The 23,065-nt window shown below is 66.1% G+C and carries 19 protein-coding genes; 14 read left to right on the top strand and 5 right to left on the bottom strand.

Features of this window, described 5'->3' with window-relative positions; translation table 11 throughout:
• Positions 1-129: 129 nt before the first annotated feature.
• Together NH448_RS00170 and NH448_RS00165 are read right to left on the bottom strand one after the other, a co-directional pair.
• Positions 130-1,032, bottom strand: coding sequence for a carbon-nitrogen hydrolase (locus tag NH448_RS00170; RefSeq protein WP_108132669.1), 903 nt, complete (start codon positions 1,030-1,032; stop codon positions 130-132).
• Complete coding sequence (locus NH448_RS00165; protein WP_253028312.1) at positions 1,029-2,093, bottom strand: agmatine deiminase family protein; 1,065 nt, start codon at positions 2,091-2,093, stop codon at positions 1,029-1,031. Before NH448_RS00165 ends, NH448_RS00170 begins: the two co-directional genes overlap by 4 nt.
• Positions 2,094-2,235: 142 nt before the next feature.
• Here NH448_RS00165 and NH448_RS00160 point away from each other — a divergent pair, with 142 nt between their 5' ends.
• Positions 2,236-3,477, top strand: coding sequence for a lipoprotein-releasing ABC transporter permease subunit (locus NH448_RS00160; protein ID WP_045993392.1), 1,242 nt, complete (start codon positions 2,236-2,238; stop codon positions 3,475-3,477).
• Positions 3,470-4,201 (top strand): ATP-binding cassette domain-containing protein, encoded by a 732-nt coding sequence (locus tag NH448_RS00155; RefSeq protein WP_045993393.1) that lies wholly within the window; start codon positions 3,470-3,472, stop codon positions 4,199-4,201. Before NH448_RS00160 ends, NH448_RS00155 begins: the two co-directional genes overlap by 8 nt.
• Positions 4,202-4,405: 204 nt before the next feature.
• Here NH448_RS00155 and NH448_RS00150 read toward each other — a convergent pair whose 3' ends face one another.
• Positions 4,406-4,939, bottom strand: coding sequence for a DUF2062 domain-containing protein (locus NH448_RS00150; RefSeq protein ID WP_045993394.1), 534 nt, complete (start codon positions 4,937-4,939; stop codon positions 4,406-4,408).
• Positions 4,940-5,107: 168 nt separating this feature from the next.
• On the opposite strand from NH448_RS00150, the gene NH448_RS00145 reads away from it, so the two are divergent.
• From NH448_RS00145 to murB, 7 genes are all read left to right on the top strand, one after another.
• Positions 5,108-7,549: a DNA internalization-related competence protein ComEC/Rec2 gene (locus NH448_RS00145; RefSeq protein ID WP_253028311.1), complete on the top strand. Its 2,442-nt coding sequence runs from the start codon at positions 5,108-5,110 to the stop codon at positions 7,547-7,549.
• 146 nt (positions 7,550-7,695) lie between these two features.
• Positions 7,696-9,432 carry a lipid A export permease/ATP-binding protein MsbA gene (msbA, locus tag NH448_RS00140; RefSeq protein ID WP_045993428.1) on the top strand — a complete coding sequence of 579 codons (1,737 nt, stop codon included), beginning with the start codon at positions 7,696-7,698 and terminating at the stop codon, positions 9,430-9,432.
• Positions 9,433-10,485, top strand: coding sequence for a tetraacyldisaccharide 4'-kinase (gene lpxK, locus NH448_RS00135; RefSeq protein WP_253028310.1), 1,053 nt, complete (start codon positions 9,433-9,435; stop codon positions 10,483-10,485). It abuts the gene before it with no gap.
• Between the two features lie 41 nt (positions 10,486-10,526).
• The gene (locus NH448_RS00130) at positions 10,527-10,748 is read left to right on the top strand and encodes a Trm112 family protein (protein ID WP_045993429.1); all 222 of its coding nucleotides are present in this window, start codon (positions 10,527-10,529) and stop codon (positions 10,746-10,748) included.
• A gap of 14 nt (positions 10,749-10,762) precedes the next feature.
• Entirely contained in the window at positions 10,763-11,542 is a 780-nt protein-coding gene (gene kdsB / locus NH448_RS00125; protein ID WP_253028309.1) for a 3-deoxy-manno-octulosonate cytidylyltransferase, read from the top strand.
• Positions 11,543-11,565: 23 nt separating this feature from the next.
• Positions 11,566-12,036 (top strand): low molecular weight protein-tyrosine-phosphatase, encoded by a 471-nt coding sequence (locus NH448_RS00120; protein ID WP_253028308.1) that lies wholly within the window; start codon positions 11,566-11,568, stop codon positions 12,034-12,036.
• Between the two features lie 26 nt (positions 12,037-12,062).
• Entirely contained in the window at positions 12,063-13,034 is a 972-nt protein-coding gene (gene murB, locus NH448_RS00115; RefSeq protein ID WP_253028307.1) for a UDP-N-acetylmuramate dehydrogenase, read from the top strand.
• Between the two features lie 114 nt (positions 13,035-13,148).
• Here murB and NH448_RS00110 read toward each other — a convergent pair whose 3' ends face one another.
• The gene (locus NH448_RS00110) at positions 13,149-16,712 is read right to left on the bottom strand and encodes an Rne/Rng family ribonuclease (protein ID WP_253028306.1); all 3,564 of its coding nucleotides are present in this window, start codon (positions 16,710-16,712) and stop codon (positions 13,149-13,151) included.
• Positions 16,713-17,281: 569 nt separating this feature from the next.
• On the opposite strand from NH448_RS00110, the gene NH448_RS00105 reads away from it, so the two are divergent.
• From NH448_RS00105 to sppA, 4 genes are all read left to right on the top strand, one after another.
• Positions 17,282-18,229, top strand: a complete 948-nt coding sequence (locus NH448_RS00105; RefSeq protein WP_045993400.1) for an RluA family pseudouridine synthase — start codon at positions 17,282-17,284, stop codon at positions 18,227-18,229.
• A 232-nt stretch (positions 18,230-18,461) separates the two neighbouring features.
• On the top strand, positions 18,462-19,688 hold the full coding sequence (locus NH448_RS00100; RefSeq protein WP_253028305.1) for a bifunctional alpha/beta hydrolase/OsmC family protein: 1,227 nt from the start codon (positions 18,462-18,464) through the stop codon (positions 19,686-19,688).
• Between the two features lie 158 nt (positions 19,689-19,846).
• Complete coding sequence (locus NH448_RS00095; protein WP_253028304.1) at positions 19,847-20,491, top strand: HAD-IA family hydrolase; 645 nt, start codon at positions 19,847-19,849, stop codon at positions 20,489-20,491.
• Between the two features lie 68 nt (positions 20,492-20,559).
• Positions 20,560-21,771, top strand: coding sequence for a signal peptide peptidase SppA (gene sppA / locus NH448_RS00090; RefSeq protein ID WP_253028303.1), 1,212 nt, complete (start codon positions 20,560-20,562; stop codon positions 21,769-21,771).
• On the opposite strand, the gene NH448_RS00085 is transcribed toward sppA, so the two are convergent.
• Positions 21,759-22,379 carry a nucleoside triphosphate pyrophosphatase gene (locus tag NH448_RS00085; RefSeq protein ID WP_045993404.1) on the bottom strand — a complete coding sequence of 207 codons (621 nt, stop codon included), beginning with the start codon at positions 22,377-22,379 and terminating at the stop codon, positions 21,759-21,761. The genes sppA and NH448_RS00085 overlap by 13 nt on opposite strands.
• A gap of 150 nt (positions 22,380-22,529) precedes the next feature.
• On the opposite strand from NH448_RS00085, the gene NH448_RS00080 reads away from it, so the two are divergent.
• Positions 22,530-23,063 carry a YceD family protein gene (locus NH448_RS00080; RefSeq protein WP_045993405.1) on the top strand — a complete coding sequence of 178 codons (534 nt, stop codon included), beginning with the start codon at positions 22,530-22,532 and terminating at the stop codon, positions 23,061-23,063.
• Positions 23,064-23,065 lie beyond the last annotated feature (2 nt).

Genomic DNA, 23,065 nt, shown 5'->3' with positions numbered 1-23,065 from the left:
GCGTTCAGGGGCATGTCGTTCCATTGCCGCGTGGCTCTGTTCTCAAGCTCGACGAGCGTCGGCGCTTTTCGTACAAGCCCTGGGCTTTATGCGAGAAGTCGACGAAGCCCGGCTCTTTGGCGGCAAGCCCTAGTCGCGGTAGCGGCGGGTCAGGTCCCCATAGGCATCGATGCGCCGGTCCCGCAGGTAGGGCCATATCCGACGCACGTTTTCGCCATGGTCGAGATCCAGGGTCACCAGCAGGGTCTCGGGCTCGGTGCCGGCGTGGGCCAGCAGCTCCCCCTGGGGCCCGGCGACAAAGCTGCCGCCCCAGAAGTCGATGCCCTCGCTGACCTTCGAGTGATCCTCCTCGTGGCCCACCCGGTTGGCGACCAGCACCGGGACACCGTTGGCCACGGCGTGGCTGCGCTGGATCAGCGTCCAGGCGTCCTTCTGGCGCGTCTTCTCGGCGTCGTCGTCGCCCGGCGCCCAGCCGATGGCGGTGGGGTAGAGCAGCAGTTCGGCACCGGCCAGGGCCATCAGGCGCGCGGCCTCCGGGTACCACTGATCCCAGCACACCAGTACCCCGAGCCGGCCCACCGAGGTGTCGATGGGGGTGAACCCTTGTCCGAGAGAGGCGTCATGATCTCCGGGGGTGAAGTAGAACTTCTCGTAGAAGCCCGGGTCGTCGGGGATATGCATCTTGCGGTAGTGACCCACCGCGCCCTTGGCGCCGTCGTAGACCACCGCCGTGTTGTGATAGATGCCCGGCGCGCGGCGCTCGAACAGCGAGCCCATCAGCACGATGTCGAGCTCTGCGGCGAGTTCGGCCAGTCGTGTGCCGGTGGGCCCGTCCAGCGGCTCCGCCAGGTCGAACAGGGCCGGATCCTCGTACTGACAGAAGTAGTGGGTGGCGTGGAGTTCCTGCAGCATCACCAGTCTGGCACCGCGGCCGGCGAGATCGCGGATGCTCGCTTCACTGGCGTCAAGGCTTCTGGCCTTGTCGGGCCAGGCGGGTTGCTGGACCAGGCCCACGGTCAATTGGCGTGTCATCGACGGTCTCCTTCGGCGGTGGTGGTGGCGGCGGCGAGAGCCCCCTGGGGCCACTGCATGGTCAGGCAGTGCAGGCTGCCGTGTTGAACGATGGCGGCGCTGGCGTCCACCGGGATGACATCCCGGTCGGGGAAGGCCCCGGCCAGGGCGTCGAGCGCCGCCAGGTCGTGACGATCGCCGTAGACCGGCACCAGCACCGCCCCGTTGATGATCAGGAAGTTGGCGTAGGTGGCCGGCAGGCGGTGGCCATCCTCGGCGTCATGGCAGGCGCCAGGCCAGGGCAGCGGTACCAGGCGATAGGGCGAGCCGTCGGCGCGGGTCAGCGCCTTGAGTTCGCGCTCCATGGCGGCGAGCTCGGCGTAGTGCGCGTCGCTCGGATCATCGCAGCGCACATAGGCGATGGTCTGGGGATCACAGAAGCGCGCCAGGGTATCGATATGGCTGTCGGTATCGTCGCCTTCGAGATGTCCGTGGCAGAGCCACAGCACCCGTTGGATGCCCAGCGTCTCGGCCAGCCAGGTCTCGATATCGGCCCGCGACATCGAGGGGTTGCGGTTGGGATTGAGCAGACAGGCCTCGGTGGTCAGCAGCGTCCCTTCGCCATCGGTCTCCAGGGCGCCGCCCTCCATGATCACCGCGCTCTCGCTTGTCGGGCAGGCGATCAAGCCGGCATCCTTGAGCTGGCGGGTCAGGGTGTTGTCGCGATCGGCCGGAAACTTGCCGCCCCAGCCGTTGAAGCCGAGGTCATGGAAGGTAACGCCGTCGCCGTCACCGGTCGCCAGCGGGCCATGGTCCCGGGCCCAGGTGTCGTCGGCGTCGACCACGGTCAGGCGCAGACGCTCGGGTGGCGCGCCTCGGGCCAGCAGGCGGCCTGACAGCGCCTCGCCGGTGTCACGGTCGGGCACCCCGATGATCACGCTCTGATAACGACTGATGATCAGGGCGAGCTGCTCGAGCATCGCCTCGATGGCGGGCAGCGTCGGCGCCCAGTCGCTGTCGCGGCGGGGCCAGGTCAGCTGGACGGCATCCTGAGGGTGCCATTCGGGTAGCAGGCGGGGCATGGGTGATGTCCTGGGGCCAAGAAACGGCGAAATGTAGGCGGCTGTGATCGAAGATGCAAGGATCTCGCAATTCCTCTGCCGTGGCGATGCAGTCGCTCGCAAAAAACCGTACCATGACGGCCCGCCGACAAGGAACGAGTCCATGCTTGATCGATTGCCCTTTCTGATCGGGTTGCGTTATGTGCGAGCCAAGCGACGCAACCACTTCATTTCGTTCATCTCGCTGACCTCCATGCTGGGTCTTACCCTGGGCGTGGCGGTGCTGATCCTGGTGCTCTCGGTGATGAACGGCTTCGACCGGGAGCTGCGCCAGCGGGTGCTGGGCATGGTGCCCCACACCCAGATCGAACAGGCCGGTGGGATGACCGACTGGCAGCCCCTGGCCGAGCGCCTGACCCAGCGCGAACATGTCATCGGGGCGGCGCCCTATATCCAGCAGCAGGGCATGTTCTCGGTGGCCGGGCGCAATCAGGGTGCCATGGTCAACGGCATCGAGCCCGAGTGGGAGAGCCGGGTGTCGATCGTCGACGAGAACATGTCGCGAGGCTCGCTGGACGACCTCAAGGCAGGGGAGTGGCACATCGTGCTCGGCTCCATCCTCGCCAACAACCTCAACGTCGACGTGGGGGACAGCGTGACCCTGTTGGTGCCGGAGGCCTCGATCACCCCGGCAGGCGTCTTCCCCAGGCTCAAGCGCTTCACCGTCAGCGGCATCTTCAGTGTCGGTGCCGACCTGGACGCCAACCTGGCCTACGCCAACATCGAGGACATGCAGACCCTGGCGCGCATGGGTGACAGCATTGGCGGGCTGCGTCTGGAGCTCGACGATCTGTTCCTGGCCGGTCAGGAGACCCAGGCCATCGTCAATGAGCTGGGCGGTGGCTATCGCGGCTACGACTGGACCTTCACCCGGGGCAACCTGTTCCAGGCGATCCAGATGGAAAAGCGCATGATCGGCCTGCTGCTGACCGTGATCATCGCCGTGGCTGCCTTCAATATCGTCTCGACCCTGGTGATGGTGGTGACCGACAAGCACGCCGACATCGCCATCCTGCGGACCATAGGCGCCACCCCGGGTTCGATCATGGGCATCTTCATGGTCCAGGGTATCGCCATCGGGGTGATCGGTATCGTCATCGGGGTCGCGCTGGGTATTCTGCTGGCGCTGACGGTGTCCGATATCATTGCCTTCGTCGAGTCGACCCTGGGTATCCACTTCCTCGACGCGGGGGTCTACTTCATCAGTGACCTGCCGTCCCAGCTGATCTGGAGCGATGTCTATCAGATCGTGGGGGCCGCCTTCGTGCTGACTTTCCTGTCCACCCTGTATCCGGCCTGGCGCGCGGCGCGGGTCCAGCCTGCCGAGGTGCTGCGCTATGAATGATTCGGTAATCGCCAAGCCTGGTGTCGAGGCGTCGACCCCCGCCGGCAACGACCTGATGCTCGAGTGCCGCGAGTTGTCCCGGGTCTACGACGAAGGACCCGCCGACCTGGTGGTGCTCGACCAGCTCGAGCTCAAGGTGCACGCCGGCGAGCGAGTCGCGGTGGTCGGCAGTTCCGGCTCCGGCAAGACCACCCTGCTCAACCTGCTCGGTGGGCTCGACAGCCCCAGCGCCGGCGAAGTACGGGTGGCCGACACCGTGTTGCACAAGATGGGCGACGCCGAGATCGGGCGCTTCCGCAATCGCCACATCGGCTTCGTCTACCAGTTCCACCATCTGCTGGCGGAGTTCTCGGCGCTGGAGAACGTGGCGCTGCCGTTGATCATTCGCGGTAGCCGCAAGCGTGACGCCGAGGACAAGGCGCGTGCTCTGCTGGACAAGGTAGGGCTGGGCCCCAGGGCCGAACACAAGCCCGGCGAGCTGTCCGGCGGTGAGCGCCAGCGTGCGGCGATCGCCAGGGCCTTGGTCACCGATCCCAGCCTGATGCTGATGGACGAGCCCACCGGCAACCTCGACAAGCACACCGCCGCCAGCATCCTGGCGCTGATGGATGAGCTTGCCGCCAGCGCTCGCTGCGCCTTCGTCATCGTCACCCATGACCCGGCCCTGGCCGCCCATCAGGACCGCGTGCTGAGACTCGACAACGGCAAGCTGCACGCCGAGTAGGTCTTTCGCAGCGTCCAGAAGAAGCCAGAAGAAGGCCCCGATGCAATCGCATCGGGGCCTTCTTTCGTAGGGGATTGCTTGTCCGGGCTTTCTCGGCAGACCAGTGGGAACGGCGCCGGGCCGAGCAGGGCCTTTTGCGCAGGCTGAGTCAGTGCGGCTGGGGCAGTGTGGCTGGGTCGATGCGGTTGAGTCAGTGTGGTTGGTTCAGTGCGGCTGGGTCCTGCGGCGTCGCCGGCGCGCGCGTGCCTTCCAGCTGCGTGCCACCTGCCAGCGCCACAGCAGGCGTATCACCAGGTTGGCCAGGCCTCCCACGGCGATCGCCGCCACCAGCGAGCCGATCAGCAGGGACGGCAGGATGTCCAGCAACTGGGACTGCAGCCAGTCGGTGGTCAGCCGGTGGGGCGCCTCCAGCGCCGGGCGTTGCATCAGCCAGGCGCCGAGACAGTAGTTGGCGTAGAAGATGATCGGCATCGTCAGCGGGTTGGTGATCCACACCAGAGCCACCGACAGCGGCAGATTGCAGCGTCCGACGCGGGCGCCGAGGGCGGCGACGACCATCTGACACGGGATCGGCAGCAGCGCGCTGAACAGGCCAACGCTGAAGGCGTTGGCCACGCTGCGGCGCGTCAGCACCCACAGGGCGGGGTCGGCGATCAGGTGCGCCATGAAGCGTAGCGAGCGCTGCCGGCGCAGGGCGTCCGGCGAGGGCAGATAGCGCTTGAGTAGTCGACGCGGCATGGCGAATCAGCTCGAGGCTGCGGATGCGTGGCTATTATCCATACAAGCCGCCGCCCTTGCCATGACGTCGGCCAACGATGGGCATGCGCGACTCCGCCAACGGGCTGTCGGGCTCCAGGGCCCCAGGGCTCCAGGGCTCTAATGCTCCAGGGCTCCAGAGAGAGGGCGATGGAATCTGACGAAGATTGGCAACGATCGATGCGTCGGCCGTCAGGCCGCCTCTGGCAAGGCACCTGTTCTCTCTCGCTGGCATGGGCGCTGGCCTTGGGCTGCGTCCTTGGAGGCGTCGGTCTGACGCTGCCCGAGGCCGCCCTCGGCCTGAATCTGCTGACAGCGGCGGCACTGGTATCACTGGCCTTGCGCCGGACGGCGCCGCTGCTGGTGTGTCTGGCCGGGCTGTGGGTGCTTGGCTGTCTGTTGCAGCAGCAGGCGGCCCGCTTGCCCTCGGGGCTTGCCGGGGTGCCGCTGACGGTCGAGGGGCGGGTGTTGGCAAGTCGCCAGAGCGATGGCCTGCAGCGTCTGACCATGAGGGTCGAGAGCTGCCGTCCCCTGGAAGCCGGACTGCCTGACTGCTCGGGACTCGAGCGGATACGGGTCAGTCGCTATAGCACCATGGTCGGCGAGGTCGGGACCGCGTCGGCAACAGCGCACACGATGATGGCCGTCGGTGAGCGCTGGCGCATCAATGTACGACTGCGCCCACCTGGTGGCCTCGCCAATCCCGGGCGCTTCGACTATCGCCGCTGGCTGTGGCGGGAAGGCATCCACGCCACCGGGTCGGTCATCGCACAACCGCCGCCGCAACGCTTGGCCGCCGCACCCCGGGACCCACGCCGAGTGTTACTGCGACAGCTCGCTGGCCAGCCGCTGCATGAGACGACGCAGCGCTGGCTGGCGGCCTTGACCCTGGGGCGTGGCGAGCGACTCGAGGCCGACGACTGGGCGCTGCTCGACGCCACCGGGACGACCCATCTGGCGGTGGTGTCCGGGCTGCACGTGGGCCTGGTGGCAGCGCTGGCGCTGACCCTGTCGCGCCTGGTAGCGCGGTTGATTCAGCCGGGGCGCTGGCGGCTGTTGCGTTGGCCGTGGCTGGCCGCCGCAACGGCCACCACCAGCTTTGTCTGGCTGGTCGGCGCCGAACCGCCGGCGCTGCGGGCACTGGTGATGGTCCTTATCGCCCTTTGGGTGGCCGGGGGGCGGCATTCTCCTTCGCCGTGGCAGGGCTGGGCACTGGCCTGGGCGGTGGTCGTGCTGTGGGATCCTCTGGCGCTGTGGCGCCCCGGGCTTTGGCTGTCCTTCGGTGCTGTGGCCCTGCTGATCCTGATGTGGCAGGGCAGGCAGGCGACCTCCGGCATCAAGGGCGCCTTGACGGTGCTGCTGCGCACCCAGCTGTTGCTGGCGTTGCCCATGGCGGGCCTGGTGCTGCTGGCCCTGGGCCAAGTGGCGCCGTTGGCCCCCTTGGCCAATCTGGTCGCGGTACCCCTGGTGACGCTGGTGCTGGTGCCGCTGGGGATGCTGGGCTGGGTGCTGTCGACGGTGTCGTCTGAGGCGGCGATGGCGAGCTGGTGGCTGTTCGAAGCGGGCCTTGAGGTGATGCTGGCGTCGTTGCGGATGTTCGCCGAACTGTCACCCGGTCTGTCACTGCGAGAAGGAGGGCGCTGGACGCTAGGCATTCTGCTGCTGGGCCTGGGCGCGCTGCTGTTGCTGCCTGGCCTGGGTGCCGGGCAGCGGTCAGCAAGCGTCCTGGCACTTGTTGCGGCCATGGCGATGATGCCGGCCTTCGGAGGCAGGCCCGGACCGGGCGAGGTGCGGCTGATGGTCTGGGACGTGGGGCAGGGGTTGATGGTGGAGCTGATCACCGCCCGTCATCGACTGCTGTACGACAGCGGTCCTCGCTTTCGCTCCGGCTTTACGCCGCTGGCGTCCATCTGGGCATCTCCGCAAGCCTTCGACGAGGTGGTGATCAGCCACGCCGACCAGGACCACGCAGGAGGAGTCGCCAGCCTGGTGCGCGATCATCGGGTGGCTCACTGGTGGCACCCCGAGGGCGAGACGCTGGCGCTGTCGGCGCACGCGCCGCGACACCCTTGTCATGCCGGGGAGGGCTGGCGCTGGGACGGTGTCGACTTCACCTTTCTGTGGCCGCCTGCCTCGGCCGGCAGCGCAACGGCAAGCGACGTTGCCGGGCATGGCAGCAATGATCGCTCCTGCGTGCTGCTGGTGAGTACCGCCGGTGGCAGCGTGTTGCTTACCGGTGATGCGGGAAAACGCGTCGAGCGCTTCCTGATCCCGCGCTTGCCGCTGGCGCCTGCGGTTCTGGTGGTGGGGCATCATGGCAGCGCGGACAGCACCGGCGAGGCCCTGGTTACGGCCAGGCCGCCCCGCCTGGCGGTGATTTCCCGCGGTGCCTACAATGGCTTCGGTCATCCTGCCGACCAGGTGGTGCGTCGCCTGCGACGCGCCGGCAGTTGCCTGATGGACACCGCTGTGGATGGGCGAGTGAACATCCTCCTGTCGCAGGTCGGGATAGCGGCGGCGCAGGGTATCCATCCCCGTCTGACTGGTGGCGGTGTCGAAGGCCCCTGCCATGGGGTAGAATCGCGGCACTGAATCTCACTGCCCTGTGTGTCGGCCGGCCAGGAGCGACGCCGCGTCCGCTGTCGGCGGCAGACGGCCGTGCGGGTCCGGGTGATCGCCACCCGGACCATCCGCGGCGGCCAGACAGGACCGATTCCCTCGCAACTGGAGCCAACGTGATCGAATACTCCGGCTGGACGCTCTACAAGCGTCTTCTTGGTTACGTCAAACCCTTCTGGAAGTCCTTTCTCGTCGCCGTGGTCGGCTACGCCATCTACGCGGCGTCCAGTACCGCCCTGGCCGAGATGATGAAGCGCCTGATCGATGGCATCCAGAATCCCGACGCCGCCTTTCGTCTGTTTCTGCCGCTGTTCGTCGTCGGCATGTTCGGCGCCAGGGGGGTCGGCACCTTTCTTGGTACCTACTTCATGAGCAACGTCGCACGCAATATGGTGCACGCGCTGCGCTGTGACGTCTTCAACCATATGCTGCGGCTGCCGGGGCGCTTCTTTGACAATCATTCTTCCGGCCACCTGATTTCGCGGGTGACCTACCATGTGGAGCAGGTGACCGGCGCAGGCACCAAGGCGATCACGGTAATCCTCCAGGAGGGCCTGTTTGTACTCGGCCTGCTGGGCTATCTGCTGTGGACCAACTGGATGCTGACGCTCTTGTTCATGGCCGTGACGCCGCTGATTGGTGGCGTGGTGAGCTACGCCAGCAAGCGCTTTCGGCGCATTTCCAAGCGCATCCAGCGCTCCATGGGGGACGTCACCCACGTCGCCTCCGAGGCCTTGACCGGCTACCGCGTGGTGCGTACCCACGGCGCCGAGAAATACGAGATGGGGCGCTTCCACGACGCCAGTGAAGTCAACCGTCGCCAGAGCCTGAAGGAGGCCCTGACCAAGGCCACCAGCACCCCGGTCATCCAGATGCTGGTGGCACTGTCGCTGGCGCTGCTGGTGTGGCTTGCCATGTCACCGGCGCTGATGGACAACATGACGCCGGGCGAATTCGTGGCCTTCATCACCGCCGCCTCGCTGATGGCCAAGCCGATTCGCTCGCTCAGCGAGATCAACGGCACCATCCAGAAGGGTATCGCTGCCTCCAGTGAACTGTTCGGGCTGCTCGACGAGCCTGAGGAACGCGACACCGGAACCCTGATGCCCGAGCGCCTGCAGGGGCGGATACAGCTCGAACAGGTGCGCTTCGCCTACGGAGACGATCAGCCCGAGGTGCTCAAGGGCATCGACCTGGACGTGCGCAAGGGCGAGATGGTGGCCATCGTCGGCCGTTCGGGCAGCGGCAAGTCGACCCTGGTCAGCCTGTTGCCGCGCTTCTACCGACCGACGGGCGGGCGTATCCTGATCGATGGCACCCCCATCGAGGAGTACCAGCTGACGGCGCTGCGACAGCAGATTGCGCTGGTGTCCCAGCAGGTGACGTTGTTCAACGCCACCATCGCCGAGAACATTGCCTACGGGGTCCCCGATGCCGATCCTGCTGACATCGAGGCGGCGGCCCGCGCCGCCCATGCCCATGAGTTCATCGAACGCATGCCCGGCGGCTACCAGGCGCTGGTCGGTGACAACGGCGTGATGCTCTCCGGTGGTCAGCGTCAGCGCATGGCGATCGCTCGGGCGATCTTCAAGGATGCTCCCATCCTGATCCTCGACGAGGCGACCTCGGCGCTGGACACCGAGTCCGAGCGCCATATCCAGGCGGCCCTGGAAGAGGTCTGCAAGGACCGCACCACCCTGGTCATCGCCCACCGCCTGTCGACCATCGAACGGGCCGACCGCATCTTGGTCATGGAGCAGGGCGAGATCATCGAGCAGGGCTCCCACGCCGAGCTGCTGGAACGCGATGGCGGTGCCTACGCCGCGTTGCACCAGCTGCAATTCCAGGAGGCGTAGATGGGGCTTGGGCAGCGCTGGCTCGAGGCGGCCTATCGTGGGGCTCCCTGGCTTGCCGTCCTGCGGCCGCTGGAGGCGCTCTATCGCCGCGAGGTACGCCGGCGAGCCGACGCCTTTGCGCGTGGCGACAAGCCGGTGTGGCGCGCTTCGGTACCCGTCATCGTGGTCGGCAACCTGACTCTCGGCGGCACCGGCAAGTCGCCGCTGGTCGCCTGGATGGGGCGGCACCTGGCCGAACGCGGCTTTCGCCCCGGGATTCTGTCACGGGGCTACGGTGGCAAGGCCGATGGCTACCCCCTGCACCTTGCCGACGATACACCAGTAGCGGCCAGCGGCGATGAGCCGCGAATGCTGGCCGATCAGACCGGGCTGCCGGTGGTGGTCGACCCGGACCGCCCGCGTGGGGCCCAGTGCCTGATCGACGCCGGTTGTGACGTCATCGTCACCGACGACGGCCTTCAGCACCATGCCCTGGGGCGTGATCTCGAGGTGGTGGTGGTGGACGCCAAGCGAGGCTTCGGCAATGGGCGCTGCCTACCGGCAGGGCCGCTGCGCGAACCGCTGGAGCGGCTGGAGCGCATCGACGCACTGATCGTCAACGGCGAATCGTCGAGCGCGCTTGCCGCCGACGGCTTCACCATGCAACTGGAGCCCGCCTGCTGGCGCAGGGTCGGTGACGACGAGCGGCGTCCACTGACGCCGCTGCCCTTCGCCACACCGGTCACCGCGGTGGCAGGGATCGGTCATCCGGAGCGTTTCTTTACCACCCTGTCGGAGCTAGGGATCGCCCATCGACCGGCCCCCTTTTCCGACCACCACCGGTTCAGCCCGGCCGACCTGACCACCAGCGACCAGCGACCTGTGGTGATGACCGCCAAGGATGCGGTCAAGTGTCGAAGCTTTGTTCCCGACGATTGCTGGGCCCTGGATGTAGAGGCTAGACCCGAGGCGTCCTTCGTGGCCTGGTTCGATCGGCGTGTGTCCGCCTGGCGAGGCACCGACGATGCGCGGGTCGCTCATGATACCGGGATCGCGCAGCGGCAGAGTGACTGAGCACTGCCGCCGAAGGCTCAAATTCAACAGGAGAAACGATGATGGACAAGGAACTACTGGCGATGCTGGTGTGCCCCCAGTGCCAGGGCAAGCTGCGCTACGACCGCGATGCCGGCGAGCTGTGCTGCCAGTTCGATGGCCTGGCCTATCCGATCCGTGACGGCATCCCAGTGATGCTGGTCGAGGAGGCGCGGGTCATGGAGGTCGACGAGACCCTCAAGACCAACCCCGGGCGGGGCGCCTCCAGCACGGACCAGACGTGAAGGAGCGCTAGCCGATGCAGGATTTTATCGTTGTCATACCGGCGCGTTACGGCTCGAGTCGTCTGCCCGGAAAGCCGCTGGCAGATATCGCCGGCCGCCCCATGGTCGCCCGGGTCTGGGATCAGGCCCGGCGCTCCTCGGCGAGTCGAGTGGTGATCGCCACCGACGATGCGCGCATCGAAAGCGTGATGCTCGAGCTGGGCGCCGAGGTGGTGATGACCCGCGAGGACCATACCACCGGGACCGATCGGCTGGCGGAGGTGGTCGAGCGCCTGGCGCTGCCGGACGAGGCGGTGCTGGTCAACGTCCAGGGGGACGAACCGCTGTTGCCGCCCGAACTGATCGATCAGGTGGCGGGGCGGCTGATGCGCGACGAGGGCGCCTCGGTCGCGACCCTGGCCGAGTCCATTGGCGACGTCGACACCTTGTTCAACCCCAATGTGGTCAAGGTGACCCGCGCCGCATCGGGCAGGGCGCTGAGCTTTTCTCGCGCCCCGATGCCCTGGGACCGGGAGGGCTTTCGTGAGCCGCCAGCGCTGCTCACCACCGACGCCTGGCTACGCCATATCGGCCTCTATGCCTATCGAGCGAGCTTTCTGCGGGCCTTCAGCCAGTGGCTGCCGGCTCCCATCGAACAGCTCGAACAGCTCGAGCAGTTGCGTGCGCTGCACTATGGGCACGCCATCCAGGTGGCGCTGGCCGAGCAGACGCCCGGGGCCGGGGTGGACACCACCGAGGATCTTGAGCGGGTTCGCGCCCATTTCGCCGGCCAGCAGACGTCGCCGGACCAGTGAAGGCCAACGATCAGGAGACAAGCATGCGGGTACTGTTCGTATGTCTGGGCAATATCTGCCGCTCGCCCACCGCCGAGGGGGTAGTGAGGCAGCGACTCGAGGAGCACGGTCTGGCGGACCGGGTGGTGCTGGATTCCTGCGGCACCGGGCCCTGGCACGTGGGTGAGCCACCGGATGCCCGCGCCCAGCAGGCCGCGCGCAAGCGGGGAATCGATCTATCGAAGCTGCGCGGTCGCCAGCTCGAGGCCGCCGATTTCGAAACATGTGACTACCTGCTGGCGATGGACGCCGACAACTTGAGCGTGCTCGAGCGCCAGGCGCCGGCGAATTGCCAGGCCCATATCGGCCTCTTGATGGAGTTCGCCGGGGAGCCCGGCGTTGCGGTGCCGGACCCCTACTACGAGGGCGGTTTCGATGGCGTCTACGCGATGATCGAGCGTGCCGCCGATGGCCTGGTGGCCACCTTGTCGCAGCGTCTGGGGGCGTCGTCTTGAGGCCCGTCATAGGCCTCGATCAGGACTTGACCCGAGCCAATACCCTGGGGCTGCCCTGTGTCGCCGAAGAGGTCGTAGACGTCTTCAGTCGTGATCAGCTCGCCTCCCTGATCAGGCAGGTCGGAGACCGCCGATTGACCCTGCTCTCCGGCGGCAGCAATCTGATTCTGCCCGACTATCTGCCGGGGATGACGCTGCGACCGCGGCTCGATTACTGGTGGGTCGAGCGGCGCGGACAGGATGCGCTGGTGCATGTCGGTGCCGGGGTCAACTGGCATCGACTGGTCATGGCGCTGGCGTCGAAGGGATGGTGGGGCATCGAGAATCTGGCACTGATACCCGGGCACTGTGGTGCGGCACCGGTACAGAACATCGGCGCCTATGGGGTCGAACTGGCCGATGTGCTGGAGTCGGTGACCCTGGTCCATCGCGACAGTGGTGCGGTGGAAAGCTTGCCGGCTGGTGCCTGTGGCTTCGGCTATCGGGAGAGCCGCTTCAAGGGGGAGTGGGACGGCAAGGTCATCATCACCGACCTCACCTTGAGGGTCAGCCGTCACGGCGCGCCGAAGCTTGGCTACGGCGATCTGGCGTCCCGGGTGGGGGAGAGCCCCGCTCCTCTGGCGGTGGCCGAGGCGGTCTGCCAGGTGCGCCGCGAGAAGCTGCCCGACCCCGAGCAGCTCGGCAATGCCGGCAGCTTCTTCAAGAATCCTGTGGTCGAGGCTGCGCGTGCCGGGGCACTGCGCGAGAGCTATCCGGGTATGCCGGTCTATGAGCTGGAAGACGGACGGGTAAAGCTGGCGGCGGGGTGGCTGATCGATCAGTGCGGCCTCAAGGGCTGGCGACAGGGTCACTTTGGCGTCCACGATCGTCAGGCGCTGGTGCTGGTGCACCACGGTGGCGGCAATGCCACGGAATTGCTGGCGTTCGCCGACCAGGTGTCGGCGCGGGTCGCCGAACGCTTCGGTGTGACGCTCGAACGAGAGCCGCGCCTGGCCTGATTAGTTGGCCAGCACCTGACTTGCCGGCGCCGGAGGCGCTGTGTGAGTATCGAAAGCGCATAAATGAAAACGCCCGCGTCCTTGGACGCGGGCGTTTTGCTTTCCGGCTAGTGATCAGCTGTTGTGGCCGTCACTTGCCTTTTCGGCCTCGAGCTTGCGACGCTCGCGCGGGTCGTTGTGGGCCCGGCGACGGCGACGGCGGCGAGGCGCCTGGCCATCATCAGTGGCGCCACTCAAGGCGTCGTCTTCGGCCTTGGCTTCTGTCTTGGCGTCGTCGGCCTTGGCGTCAGTCTTGGGCGCCTCGGCTTTCTCTTCCGCCTTGGTATCGGCCTTGGGTGCCTCCGCTTTCTCTGCAGCTTTCGCTACGGCTTTCTCTGCAGGTTGGGCGTCAGCCTTGGGCGTCTCGGCCTTGGGGGCCTCAGTCTTGGGAGCCTCGGCCTTGGGAGTCTCGGCCTTGAGGGCTTCAGCCTTGGCTTCGGCTTTCTCTGCAGCTTTCTCAGCAGGCCTGGTGTCAGCCTTTGGCGTCTCGGCCTTGGGGGCCTCAGCCTTTGGCGTCTCGGCCTTGGGGGCCTCAGTCTTGGGAGCCTCGGCCTTGGCTTCGGCTTTCGGCTCGGCTTTCTCGACGGCTTTCTCTGCAGCTTTCTCGACGGCTTTCTCTGCAGGCTGCGCGTCAGCCTTGGGAGTCTCGGCCTTGGCTTCGGCTTTCTCTCCAGGCTGGGCGTCAGCCTTGGGAGCTTTGGCTGCTGCTTCTGGCTGGGCGTCAGCCTTGGGAGCCTTGGCTGCAGCTTCAGGCTGGGCGTCAGCCTTGGGAGCCTCGGCCTCGGCCTTGGCTTCGGTCTTCGGCTCGTCTTTCTCTACGGGCTTGGCGTCGTCCGACTTGGGAGCCTCGGCGTTGGCGACGGGCTTGGTATCCGCCTTGGGGGCTTCGGCTTTGACGTCGGCCTTGTCGTCAGCCTTGGAAGTCTCGGCCTTGGCTTCGGCTTTTGGCTTGGCTTTCTCTGCAGCTTTCTCGACGGGCTTGTCGTCAGCCTTGGGAGCCTCGGCCTTGGCGTCAGTCTTGGGGGCTTCGGCTTTTGTTTCGGCTTTTGCTTCGGGCTGGGTCTGTTCGGCCGTAGCTTCCGTAGCGCTTGCCTGGCCCGCCTCGGGCTGAGCTTCCTGAGCCGCGGCCGCTTCCGCCTGCAGGCGTTGCTGCTCTTTCAGCGCCTCGGGGTTGATGGCCTGCTTGCGGCTGCGGTTGCGCGGATTGTTGCGGGTGCGCTTGGGCTTGCTGTCCTTGGCAGCATCGCTGCTGGCAGCATCTGCCTGCTGCGTTTCACCGCGGCTGGCCGAACGGGGCGACTTGTTGTCGTCGCTCTTGCGGCTATCCGGCTGGCGGCTTTCCTGTTGACGACCCTCTTGCTGACGACCCTCTTGCTGACGTCCTTCAGCCTGGCGGTTGTCCTGCTGACGATTGTCGTCACGGCGAGAGCGCTGGCGGTTGTCGTTGCCGTCATTTCTGTCGGCTCGAGTGTCTGCCTTGCTGTCGGTGCGTGCGTCGTTTCGAGTCTCGCTGCGGCCGTCGCTCTTGGCGGCCGGCTGGCGGCGATCCTGCTGGCGACGGTCCTGGCTGTTGCCATCGCTACGGTTGGATCTGTTGCTGCTCTGACGCTGGCCGTTCTGGCTGCCACCACGGCGATTGCGCTGGCGCGTGTCGCTACCGCGCTGCTGGCCGTTGTCGCTGCGCTGTTGGGCGCCGCGCTGAGCATTGTCGTCGCGACTCGAGGACTGAGTGCGTGTGCTGCTCGAGCCTTGGCTGCCGCTCGCGGCGCCGTTACTGGTTTCTTCCTCGCCGCCGAGGAAGCGAGCGAAGCCCTTGACCAGTCGACCGAACAGGCCGGCGTTCTGAACCGCCTGACGAGACTCTGCGGGGCTCTGACGGCCTGGCTGGCGATTAGCCTGAGGGCTGCTCTGCCTGCGGCTGGACGACGAGGCCTGGCGACCAGCTTGAGCGCCCTGAGCGCTGGGCTGGCGACTCGGCTGTGCGGGCTTGTCCTCGCTGGCGGCCTCTTCCTGGCTCAAGGAAGCGGGGGCAGGAGCGTTGTGGACCACGCTCTTGACCGCGGCTTCGGCGCGTTGCACCGGCTTGCCGAAGGCGGCGTCGGGCTCCTTGCCGACCTCGGTGTCGGTGGACAGCTCGAAACTGGAGGCGTTGGCGGTGCCTTCCTCGTCGACGTGGTCGTCGCGCAGACGCTGGACGTCGTAGTGGGGGGTGTCCATGTCCGGGCTTGGCAGGATGACCACGCGGACGCCCTGGCGACGCTCGATATCGGCCAGGATGGCGCGCTTCTCGTTAAGCAGATAGGTAGCGACAGGCACCGGCAGGATGGCGCGGATCTGAGCGCTGCGCTCCTTCATGGCCTCTTCTTCGATCAGGCGCATGACCGACAGCGAGAGCGAACGCACGTCACGGATGGTGCCCTGGCCGTCACAGCGGGGGCATACCACGCCGCTGGTTTCGCCGAGGGACGGACGCAGACGCTGACGCGACATTTCCATCAGGCCAAAGCGCGAAATACGGCCGATCTGTACCCGGGCGCGGTCGAGCTTGAGGGCATCGCGAGCGCGGTTTTCGACCTCGCGCTGGTTGCGTGCTGGCCCCATGTCGATGAAGTCGATGACCACCAGGCCGCCGATGTCACGCAGGCGCAACTGGCGAGCGATCTCGTCGGCCGCCTCCAGATTGGTCTGCAGCGCGGTCTCTTCGATGTCACTGCCGCGTGTCGCTCGCGCCGAGTTGATGTCGATGGACACCAGTGCCTCGGTGTGGTCGATCACGATGGAGCCGCCGGAGGGCAGCTTCACTTCACGCTCGTAGGCGGTCTCGATCTGCGACTCGATCTGGAAGCGCGAGAACAGCGGCACCTCGTCGGCGTAAAGCTTGATCTTCTGCTGGTAGGACGGCATCACCTGGCGAATGAAGGCCAGCGCCTCCTGGTGCACCTCGGGGCTGTCGATCAGTACCTCGCCGATATCCTGGCGCAGGTAGTCGCGCATGGCGCGAATGATGACATTGGACTCGCGGTAGATCAGGAAGGGGGCGGCGCGCTTGCCGGCTTCCTCGGTGATGGATTCCCACACCTGTACCAGGTAGTCGAGGTCCCACTGCAGCTCTTCGGGCGACCGACCGATACCGGCGGTGCGCACGATCAGGCCCATCTTGTCGGGCACGCTGAGCTGGCCCATGGCTTCCTTCAGCTGGGCGCGTTCCTCGCCCTCGATGCGACGCGAGATGCCGCCTGCGCGGGCGTTGTTGGGCATCAGCACCAGGAAGCGGCCGGCCAGGCTGACAAAGGTGGTCAGGGCAGCGCCCTTGTTGCCACGCTCTTCCTTGTCGACCTGAACGATGACTTCCTGACCTTCCTTCAGTACTTCCTTGATGCTGGGGCGGCCGGAAGGCTCCTTGACGAAGTACTCGCGAGCAATTTCCTTGAGGGGCAGAAAACCGTGGCGTTCGGCGCCGAAATCGACAAAGGCGGCTTCGAGGGAGGGTTCCACGCGGGTGATCTTGCCGCGATAGATATTGGCTTTTTTCTGTTCCCTGGCACCGGATTCGATGTCCAGGTCGTACAGGCGTTGTCCATCCACCAGGGCGACACGCAGCTCTTCGGGCTGGGTCGCGTTGATGAGCATCCGTTTCATGTTGTCTCGCAATATGGGCGCGCCGGAGGGCGCCCATGGGCAACGGCAAGGGTGAACCGTTGGTGCAGCGTGCTTGTGCTCAGCGCATGTCGCGGAAGCTGCGCCCGGCCGCGACGTTACTTCATCAGGAACGTCACGGCATGATCATGTTGAGTACGGGGCGGAGGGAGGACGTGTCTCGGTGGGGCCTTGCCCATCCGGTCCTGCCGTCACCGCCAACACCTGGCATTCATCGATTCACCGCTGCCGGCCTCCGGCACGGTGTTGTACGTCTCCCGGCGACGCCCCATCCCTTCGGAAAGGTATCCAGCTGGGGTGGGGCGCGCCGGGCTCGGTGTTGTCACTTGACATCGGCGGCGGGACCTCTGTGGGTCGTCGCGGCCTCTGTGGCAAACGCTGTGTCAGTCACGTTTCGCTCGGGCCTGCGTGTCTAGTCGTGCAGGCGCTTGCAGGGGTCAATCGGACCCGGGGAGCGAACAAGCAATATAACAGCAATGCCAGGGGTCAGCAATTGGCGACAAGCTGCGCTAGAATGGCGCTTTATTGCGGGTTTCGAGTGGGGTGACAGCGTGGCCGAAGGGCGTGAAGTGCAGTGGGTGGAAGTGACCGAAGGCCAGGTCGGCCAGCGCGTCGACAATTTTCTGATGAGTCGCCTCAAGGGCGCCCCCCGTTCGCTGGTGTATCGCATCGTGCGCAAGGGTGAGGTGCGCGTGAACAAGAAGCGGGTCAAGGCGGATACCCGTCTGGCGCTTGGCGATCTGGTGCGTATTCCCCCGCTCAAGCTGGCACCGCAGGAGGCAGTGCGCGAGGTCAGCGATAATCTGCGTAATCTGCTGGCCGGCAGCGTGCTGCTGGAAGGGCCAGACTGGATGGTCTTGAACAAGCCGTCGGGACTGGCGGTGCACGGCGGCAGTGGTGTCAAGATCGGACTGATCGAGGCGCTGCGGCAGGTGCGCGAGGACCTGGACTTCCTGGAGCTGGTGCATCGGCTGGATCGGGATACCTCAGGGTGTCTGCTGCTGGCCAAGTCCCGGCCGGCGCTGCTTGCGCTGAACCAGTCACTCAAGCAGCACAAGATGAACAAGCAGTATCTGGCGCTGGTGGCAGGCCGCTGGCCAGCCCGTCGGGATTTCGTCAGTGCCCGCCTGGATCGCTACGATGCCGGCAACGGCGAGCGTCGAGTCAGGGTCGATCCGCAGGGCAAGGTGGCTCGGACCCGCTTTGGTGTGCGTGAGACCTTTGCCGGTGCAACCCTGGTGGAGGCGGAGCCGATCACCGGGCGTACCCATCAGATTCGCGTCCACGCTGCCCACGCCGGACACGTGCTGTTGGGCGACGACAAGTACGGTACCCGAGAGGGCGCTCGCCTCGGTCGCGAACTGGGGCTGGATCGCCTGTTTCTGCATGCTGCCTCGCTGACCTTCCCCGAGCCGACCAGTCAGCGGCCGGTGCAGATTCGCGCTCCCCTCGACGATGCCCTGGAAACTGTGCTCGACAAGGCTCGGCGGCGACAGTGAAAGATGTCGCCGGCGGCCTTGCCTGGTGCCGGCCTTGTGGCAAGAAAGACTGAAATTACAGTGCGCTAAATGAGCAAGTGTGGGTGAATCGCTGTGTCTGGCGGACGTGGTGAGCCCGCGCCGGGCAGGCGAGCCAGGTTGCCAAACGATCGTCCTCGGCCAAGGATTCAGGTAAGGCATCGGCGGTTTGTGCCGGCGATGCGCCCATGAGTCTTCGGAGGGTAGGACGGTCATGCGTGTCATCAGCGAAAGAGAACAGTTTCCCGGTCACGACGGCAACCAGCTGGCGGCGAGGTTCGACCGGCCGGAGGTGGGTGAGCCCCAGGCGGTGGCGATCTTCGCCCATTGCTTTACCTGTACCAAGGATATCCTCGCCGCCAAGCGTATCGCCGCACGACTGGTGTCGCGGGGCGTGGCGGTATTGCGCTTCGATTTCACCGGTCTTGGTCATTCCGAGGGTGAGTTCGCCAATACCCATTTCAGCTCCAACGTCGATGACCTGGTGGCCGCCGCCAAGCATCTCGAGGGGCGTGGGCTGTCGCCGTCTCTGCTGGTCGGTCATTCGCTGGGCGGCGCGGCGGTGATCGCCGCCGCCGAGCGACTGCCCGGGGTCAAGGCGGTGGCCACCGTCGGGGCGCCTTACGACCCGGCTCATGTGGTGCATAACTTCGGCTCGAACCTCGACGTCATCGAACGCGAAGGGGAGGCCGAGCTGGTCCTGGCGGGTCGTCCCTTTACCATCCGCAAGGCCTTTATCGAGGATCTCCAGAGTCAGCGTCAGCACGAGCGCATCGAGAACCTGGGGCGTCCGCTGCTGGTGCTGCACGCGCCTAACGACGAAACGGTGGAGATCGAAAACGCCTCGGCCATCTTCACCGCCGCCCGTCATCCCAGAAGCTTTGTTTCGCTGGATGACGCCGATCATCTGCTGACCCGGCCCCAGGACGCCGAGTACGCCGCCGAGGTCATCGTCGGCTGGGCGTCGCGCTATCTGGGCCTGGAGGCGCCGAAGCCCCCCGCGGGAGCGCCTGAAGGCGTCACCCGAGTATCCGAAGCCGATCCTGCAGGCTTTCGTCAGGATGTGGTCGCGGGTGCGCACCACCTGCAGGCCGACGAGCCGCTTTCCTACGGTGGGACCAATCTCGGTTTTACGCCGTACCAGTTGCTGGCGGCGGCGCTCGGCTCCTGCACGGCGATGACCGTGCGCAGCTACGCCAGGCGCAAGAAGCTTCCGCTCGATGATGTCACCGTGGACGTCTCCCATGACAAGATTCACGCCAAGGATTGTGGCGAGTGCGAGGCGACCAGTGGCAAAATCGACCACTTCGAACGTGTCCTTTTCCTGACGGGGGATCTCGACCAGGAGGCCCGCGACAAGCTCTTGGCCATCGCTGACCTGTGTCCGGTGCATCTGACGCTGGAGGGCAAGGCCAGGGTGGTGACTCGGCTGGCCGACTAGCCCTGGCGGGCGCATGCCGCTGTCACTGCTAGTGGTGGCGTCTGGTTCTCTGATGCTGCGCCGAGCCGGCCTGCGTGCTTGAGTGACCCATCATCGGGGAAGAGGCATTTATCCATGGGCGATGGCGTGGACGCCGTCGTCTCTCGAGGAGTTGTCTCTTGCGCTATGACCTGACCATCTTTGACTGGGATGGCACCCTGATGGATTCCATCGCCCGGATCGTATCCTGCATGCAGGCGGCTGGCCGCGAGGCCGAGTGGGGCGAGCTGGGGGAGGGCGAGATTCGCGATATCATCGGTCTCGGTCTGCCGGAAGCCATCGCCACACTGTGTCCGGGTATCCAGCCGGAGCAGGCCGAGCGTTTGAAGGCACGCTATGCCTGGCACTTCGTCGAGGGTGATGCCACCCCGGTCACCTTCTACCCCGGCGTCGAGGCGGGGCTGGCCTCGCTGGCCTCGACCTCGGCGCTGGCCGTGGCCACCGGCAAGAGCCGTCGCGGGCTCGATCGTATCTTCCGCCAGAGCGACACCGGTCGCTTCTTTCGTGCCAGTCGTACCGCCGACGAGACGCGTTCCAAGCCGGATCCCCTGATGCTGGTCGAGCTGCTCGAAGAGTGCGGCGTCGACGCCTCCCGCGCCGTCATGATCGGCGATACCGAGTACGATATGGAAATGGCGCGTGCCATCGGCATGCCGCGCATCGCCGTCTCGTATGGTGTGCACGATGTGCAGCGGCTGTCGCGCAGTGAGCCGCTGCTGGTGGCGGATCGCTTCGATCAGGTGCTGGATCACCTGGCTGGCTGAATCGCGTCGATCGTCTGGCAAATCGTTTTCTATTCCTGGTTGTCGCCAGGCTTGCAAGGAGTGGTGGGATGTCGGATACCCCCAAGGATGACCCCTGGACCCAGGGGGAGATGTCGTCTTCCAGCGGCAAGGGAGCGGCGGCTGCCGGCGGTAGTGGGCCGGACAAGAGCGGTGGCAGCGGGTCGGCTGAATCGTCCGGCGGCAACGGGCCGGTTGGATCGGGCGGTGGCAGCGGGCCGGCTGAATCGTCCGGCGGCAGCGGGCCGGTTGGATCGTCCGGCGGCAGCGGGCCGGCTGAATCGTCCGGCGACAGCGCCGAAGTATTGCGGGAGCGCCAGCGCCTTGCCCAGATCGAGAGCATGGACCGCTGGATCCAGAGCGTACTGGTCGAGCAGCGGCGCAGTCGGCGCTGGAAGCTGTTCTTTCGTTTCGCCTGGTTGGCGCTGCTGCTGGGAGTGGCGGCGCTGGTGGGCTTTGCACTGCTGATGGTGCCTGGCGATGAGCGAGAGCAGGCCAGGCATCTTGGGGTGGTCAAGGTCGACGGTGTGATCGATAGCGAGTCGCCGGCCAACGCCGAGCGCCTGATCGAAGGTATCGAAGCCGCCTGGGAGTCGCCCAATAGCGCCGCGGTGGTATTGCATATCAACAGTCCGGGCGGCAGTCCGGTGCAGTCCCAGCGGGTCTACAAGGCGGTGATGGCCCTGCGCGAGCGCGGCGACAAGCCGATCGTCGCGGTGGTCGAGGACCTGGGGGCCAGCGGCGCCTATTACATGGCGTCTGCGGCGGACGAGATTGTCGCTGCGCCGTCCAGTCTGGTCGGCTCTATCGGCGTCATCTACGCCGGCTTCGGGCTGGAAGGGGCCATCGATGAGCTGGGTGTGGAGCGGCGCGTCTTCACCGCAGGCGACAACAAGGCCTTTCTCGATCCCTTCTCCGAGATGCGTCCCGAACAGCAGGCGTTCTGGCAAGAGGTGCTGGATACGACCCATCAGCAGTTCATCGATGCGGTCAAGGCAGGGCGCGGTGATCGCCTGGCCGATGATCCCCGGATCTTCAGCGGCCTGATCTGGACCGGAGAGCAGGCGCTGGAGCTGGGCCTGGTGGATCGCCTGGGTACCCTGGACGAAGAGGCCCATGAATGGCTCGACCAGCCGCGAATCAAGGACTACACCCCATCCCAGGACCCCTTCGACCGCCTGGCTCGGCGCTTCGGTGTGGGCGTGGCCCAGTGGGTGGGGCTGCCCCAGGCGTCATCGCCGGTGCGTTATCAGTTGCCCTGATCGCCGTTCGCGACATCGGTGGCGGATGCCGCCAGGGGGTCGGCGCCAGCCTCGCGCAGCCACCGGCACAGCAGAATCAGAGGGAGGCCGATCAGACTGTTCGGGTCGTCACCCTCCAGGCGCTCGAACAGGGTGATGCCGAGGCCCTCCATGCGAAAGCTGCCAGCGCACTGAAGCGGCTGCTCGCGGGCGACGTAGGTGCTGATCTCGGTGTCGGTGAGGCGGCGAAAGACCACGTCATAGTGCTGGTAGCCGACCCAATGGCGATGCTCGGCGGTGTCGAGCAGCGCCAGTCCGGTGACAAAACGCACCCGCTGCCCCGAGAAGGCTCGCAGTTGTGCGCAGGCGCGCTCCTGGGTGTGGGGCTTGCCCAGGATCTGGTCGTCGAACAGGGCTACCTGGTCGGAGCCGATGATCAGGTGGCGCGAGTAGGCGTCGGCCAGCGCTTCGGCCTTGGTCAGCGACAGCCGCTGCACCAGTGATGTGGGCGTCTCGTCCGTGCGCCGGGTCTCGTCGATGTCCGGGCTCGCCCAGGAGAAGGGCAGGCCCAGCCGTTCAAGCAGTTCGCGGCGCCAGGGTGAGCTGGAGGCAAGCACCAGTGGGGTCATGCGTCTTTCCTTGTCGTGTGTGGAGTCGTGTCGGGGAGGCCCGCTATGGGCAGGTTGTGCTCGCCGGGTTCGAGCGGATTCCGGGACATGGTAACCTATTGAGCACAGGGCTTTGACAGGGGCGGAGCGAGTGCCTATCATTGCGCGCCTATGTTGACCTCACGATTGCCCGGCCGGGTCGAGCCCTACAAGCTCGCCGCCCAAGCCGAACACCTCGAAGGCCTGGTGGCGCTGGCCGACATGAGTCGCCTGACCGAAGAGGTCGGCGCTCAACAGGGCGATGCCAGCGCCTGGCTGGAATTCGCCATCGACGCTCAGGGGCGTCGGGTGATCCGGGGGCGCCTGGAGGCCGATCTGCAGCTGCCGTGTCGCCGCTGCCTCGAGCCCATGGCCCAACATGTCACGAGCGACTTCCTGCTCGGGCTCGTCAGCAGTGACGACCTGGCCGCCGATCTGCCGAGCACCCATGAACCGGTGCTGGTGGAGAATGAACAGCTGGACCTGCTGGGCGTGGTCGAGGATGAACTTATCCTCAGTCTGCCCCAGGTGGTCTACCACGACGAGTCAGAGTGTCCTGTCTCGCGCGACCAGCTGAGCAGCGGGGCGGATGCCGAAGTCTCGGAAGCGCCCTCTGGCAGTCCCTTTGACGTGCTCAAGCGCCTCAAGGGCAACACCGATACCTGATC

The sequence above is a fragment of the Halomonas sp. OfavH-34-E genome (genome assembly GCF_024124525.1).
GTDB lineage: Bacteria > Pseudomonadota > Gammaproteobacteria > Pseudomonadales > Halomonadaceae > Halomonas > Halomonas litopenaei.
This window is presented reverse-complemented; position numbering and strand designations above follow the sequence as displayed.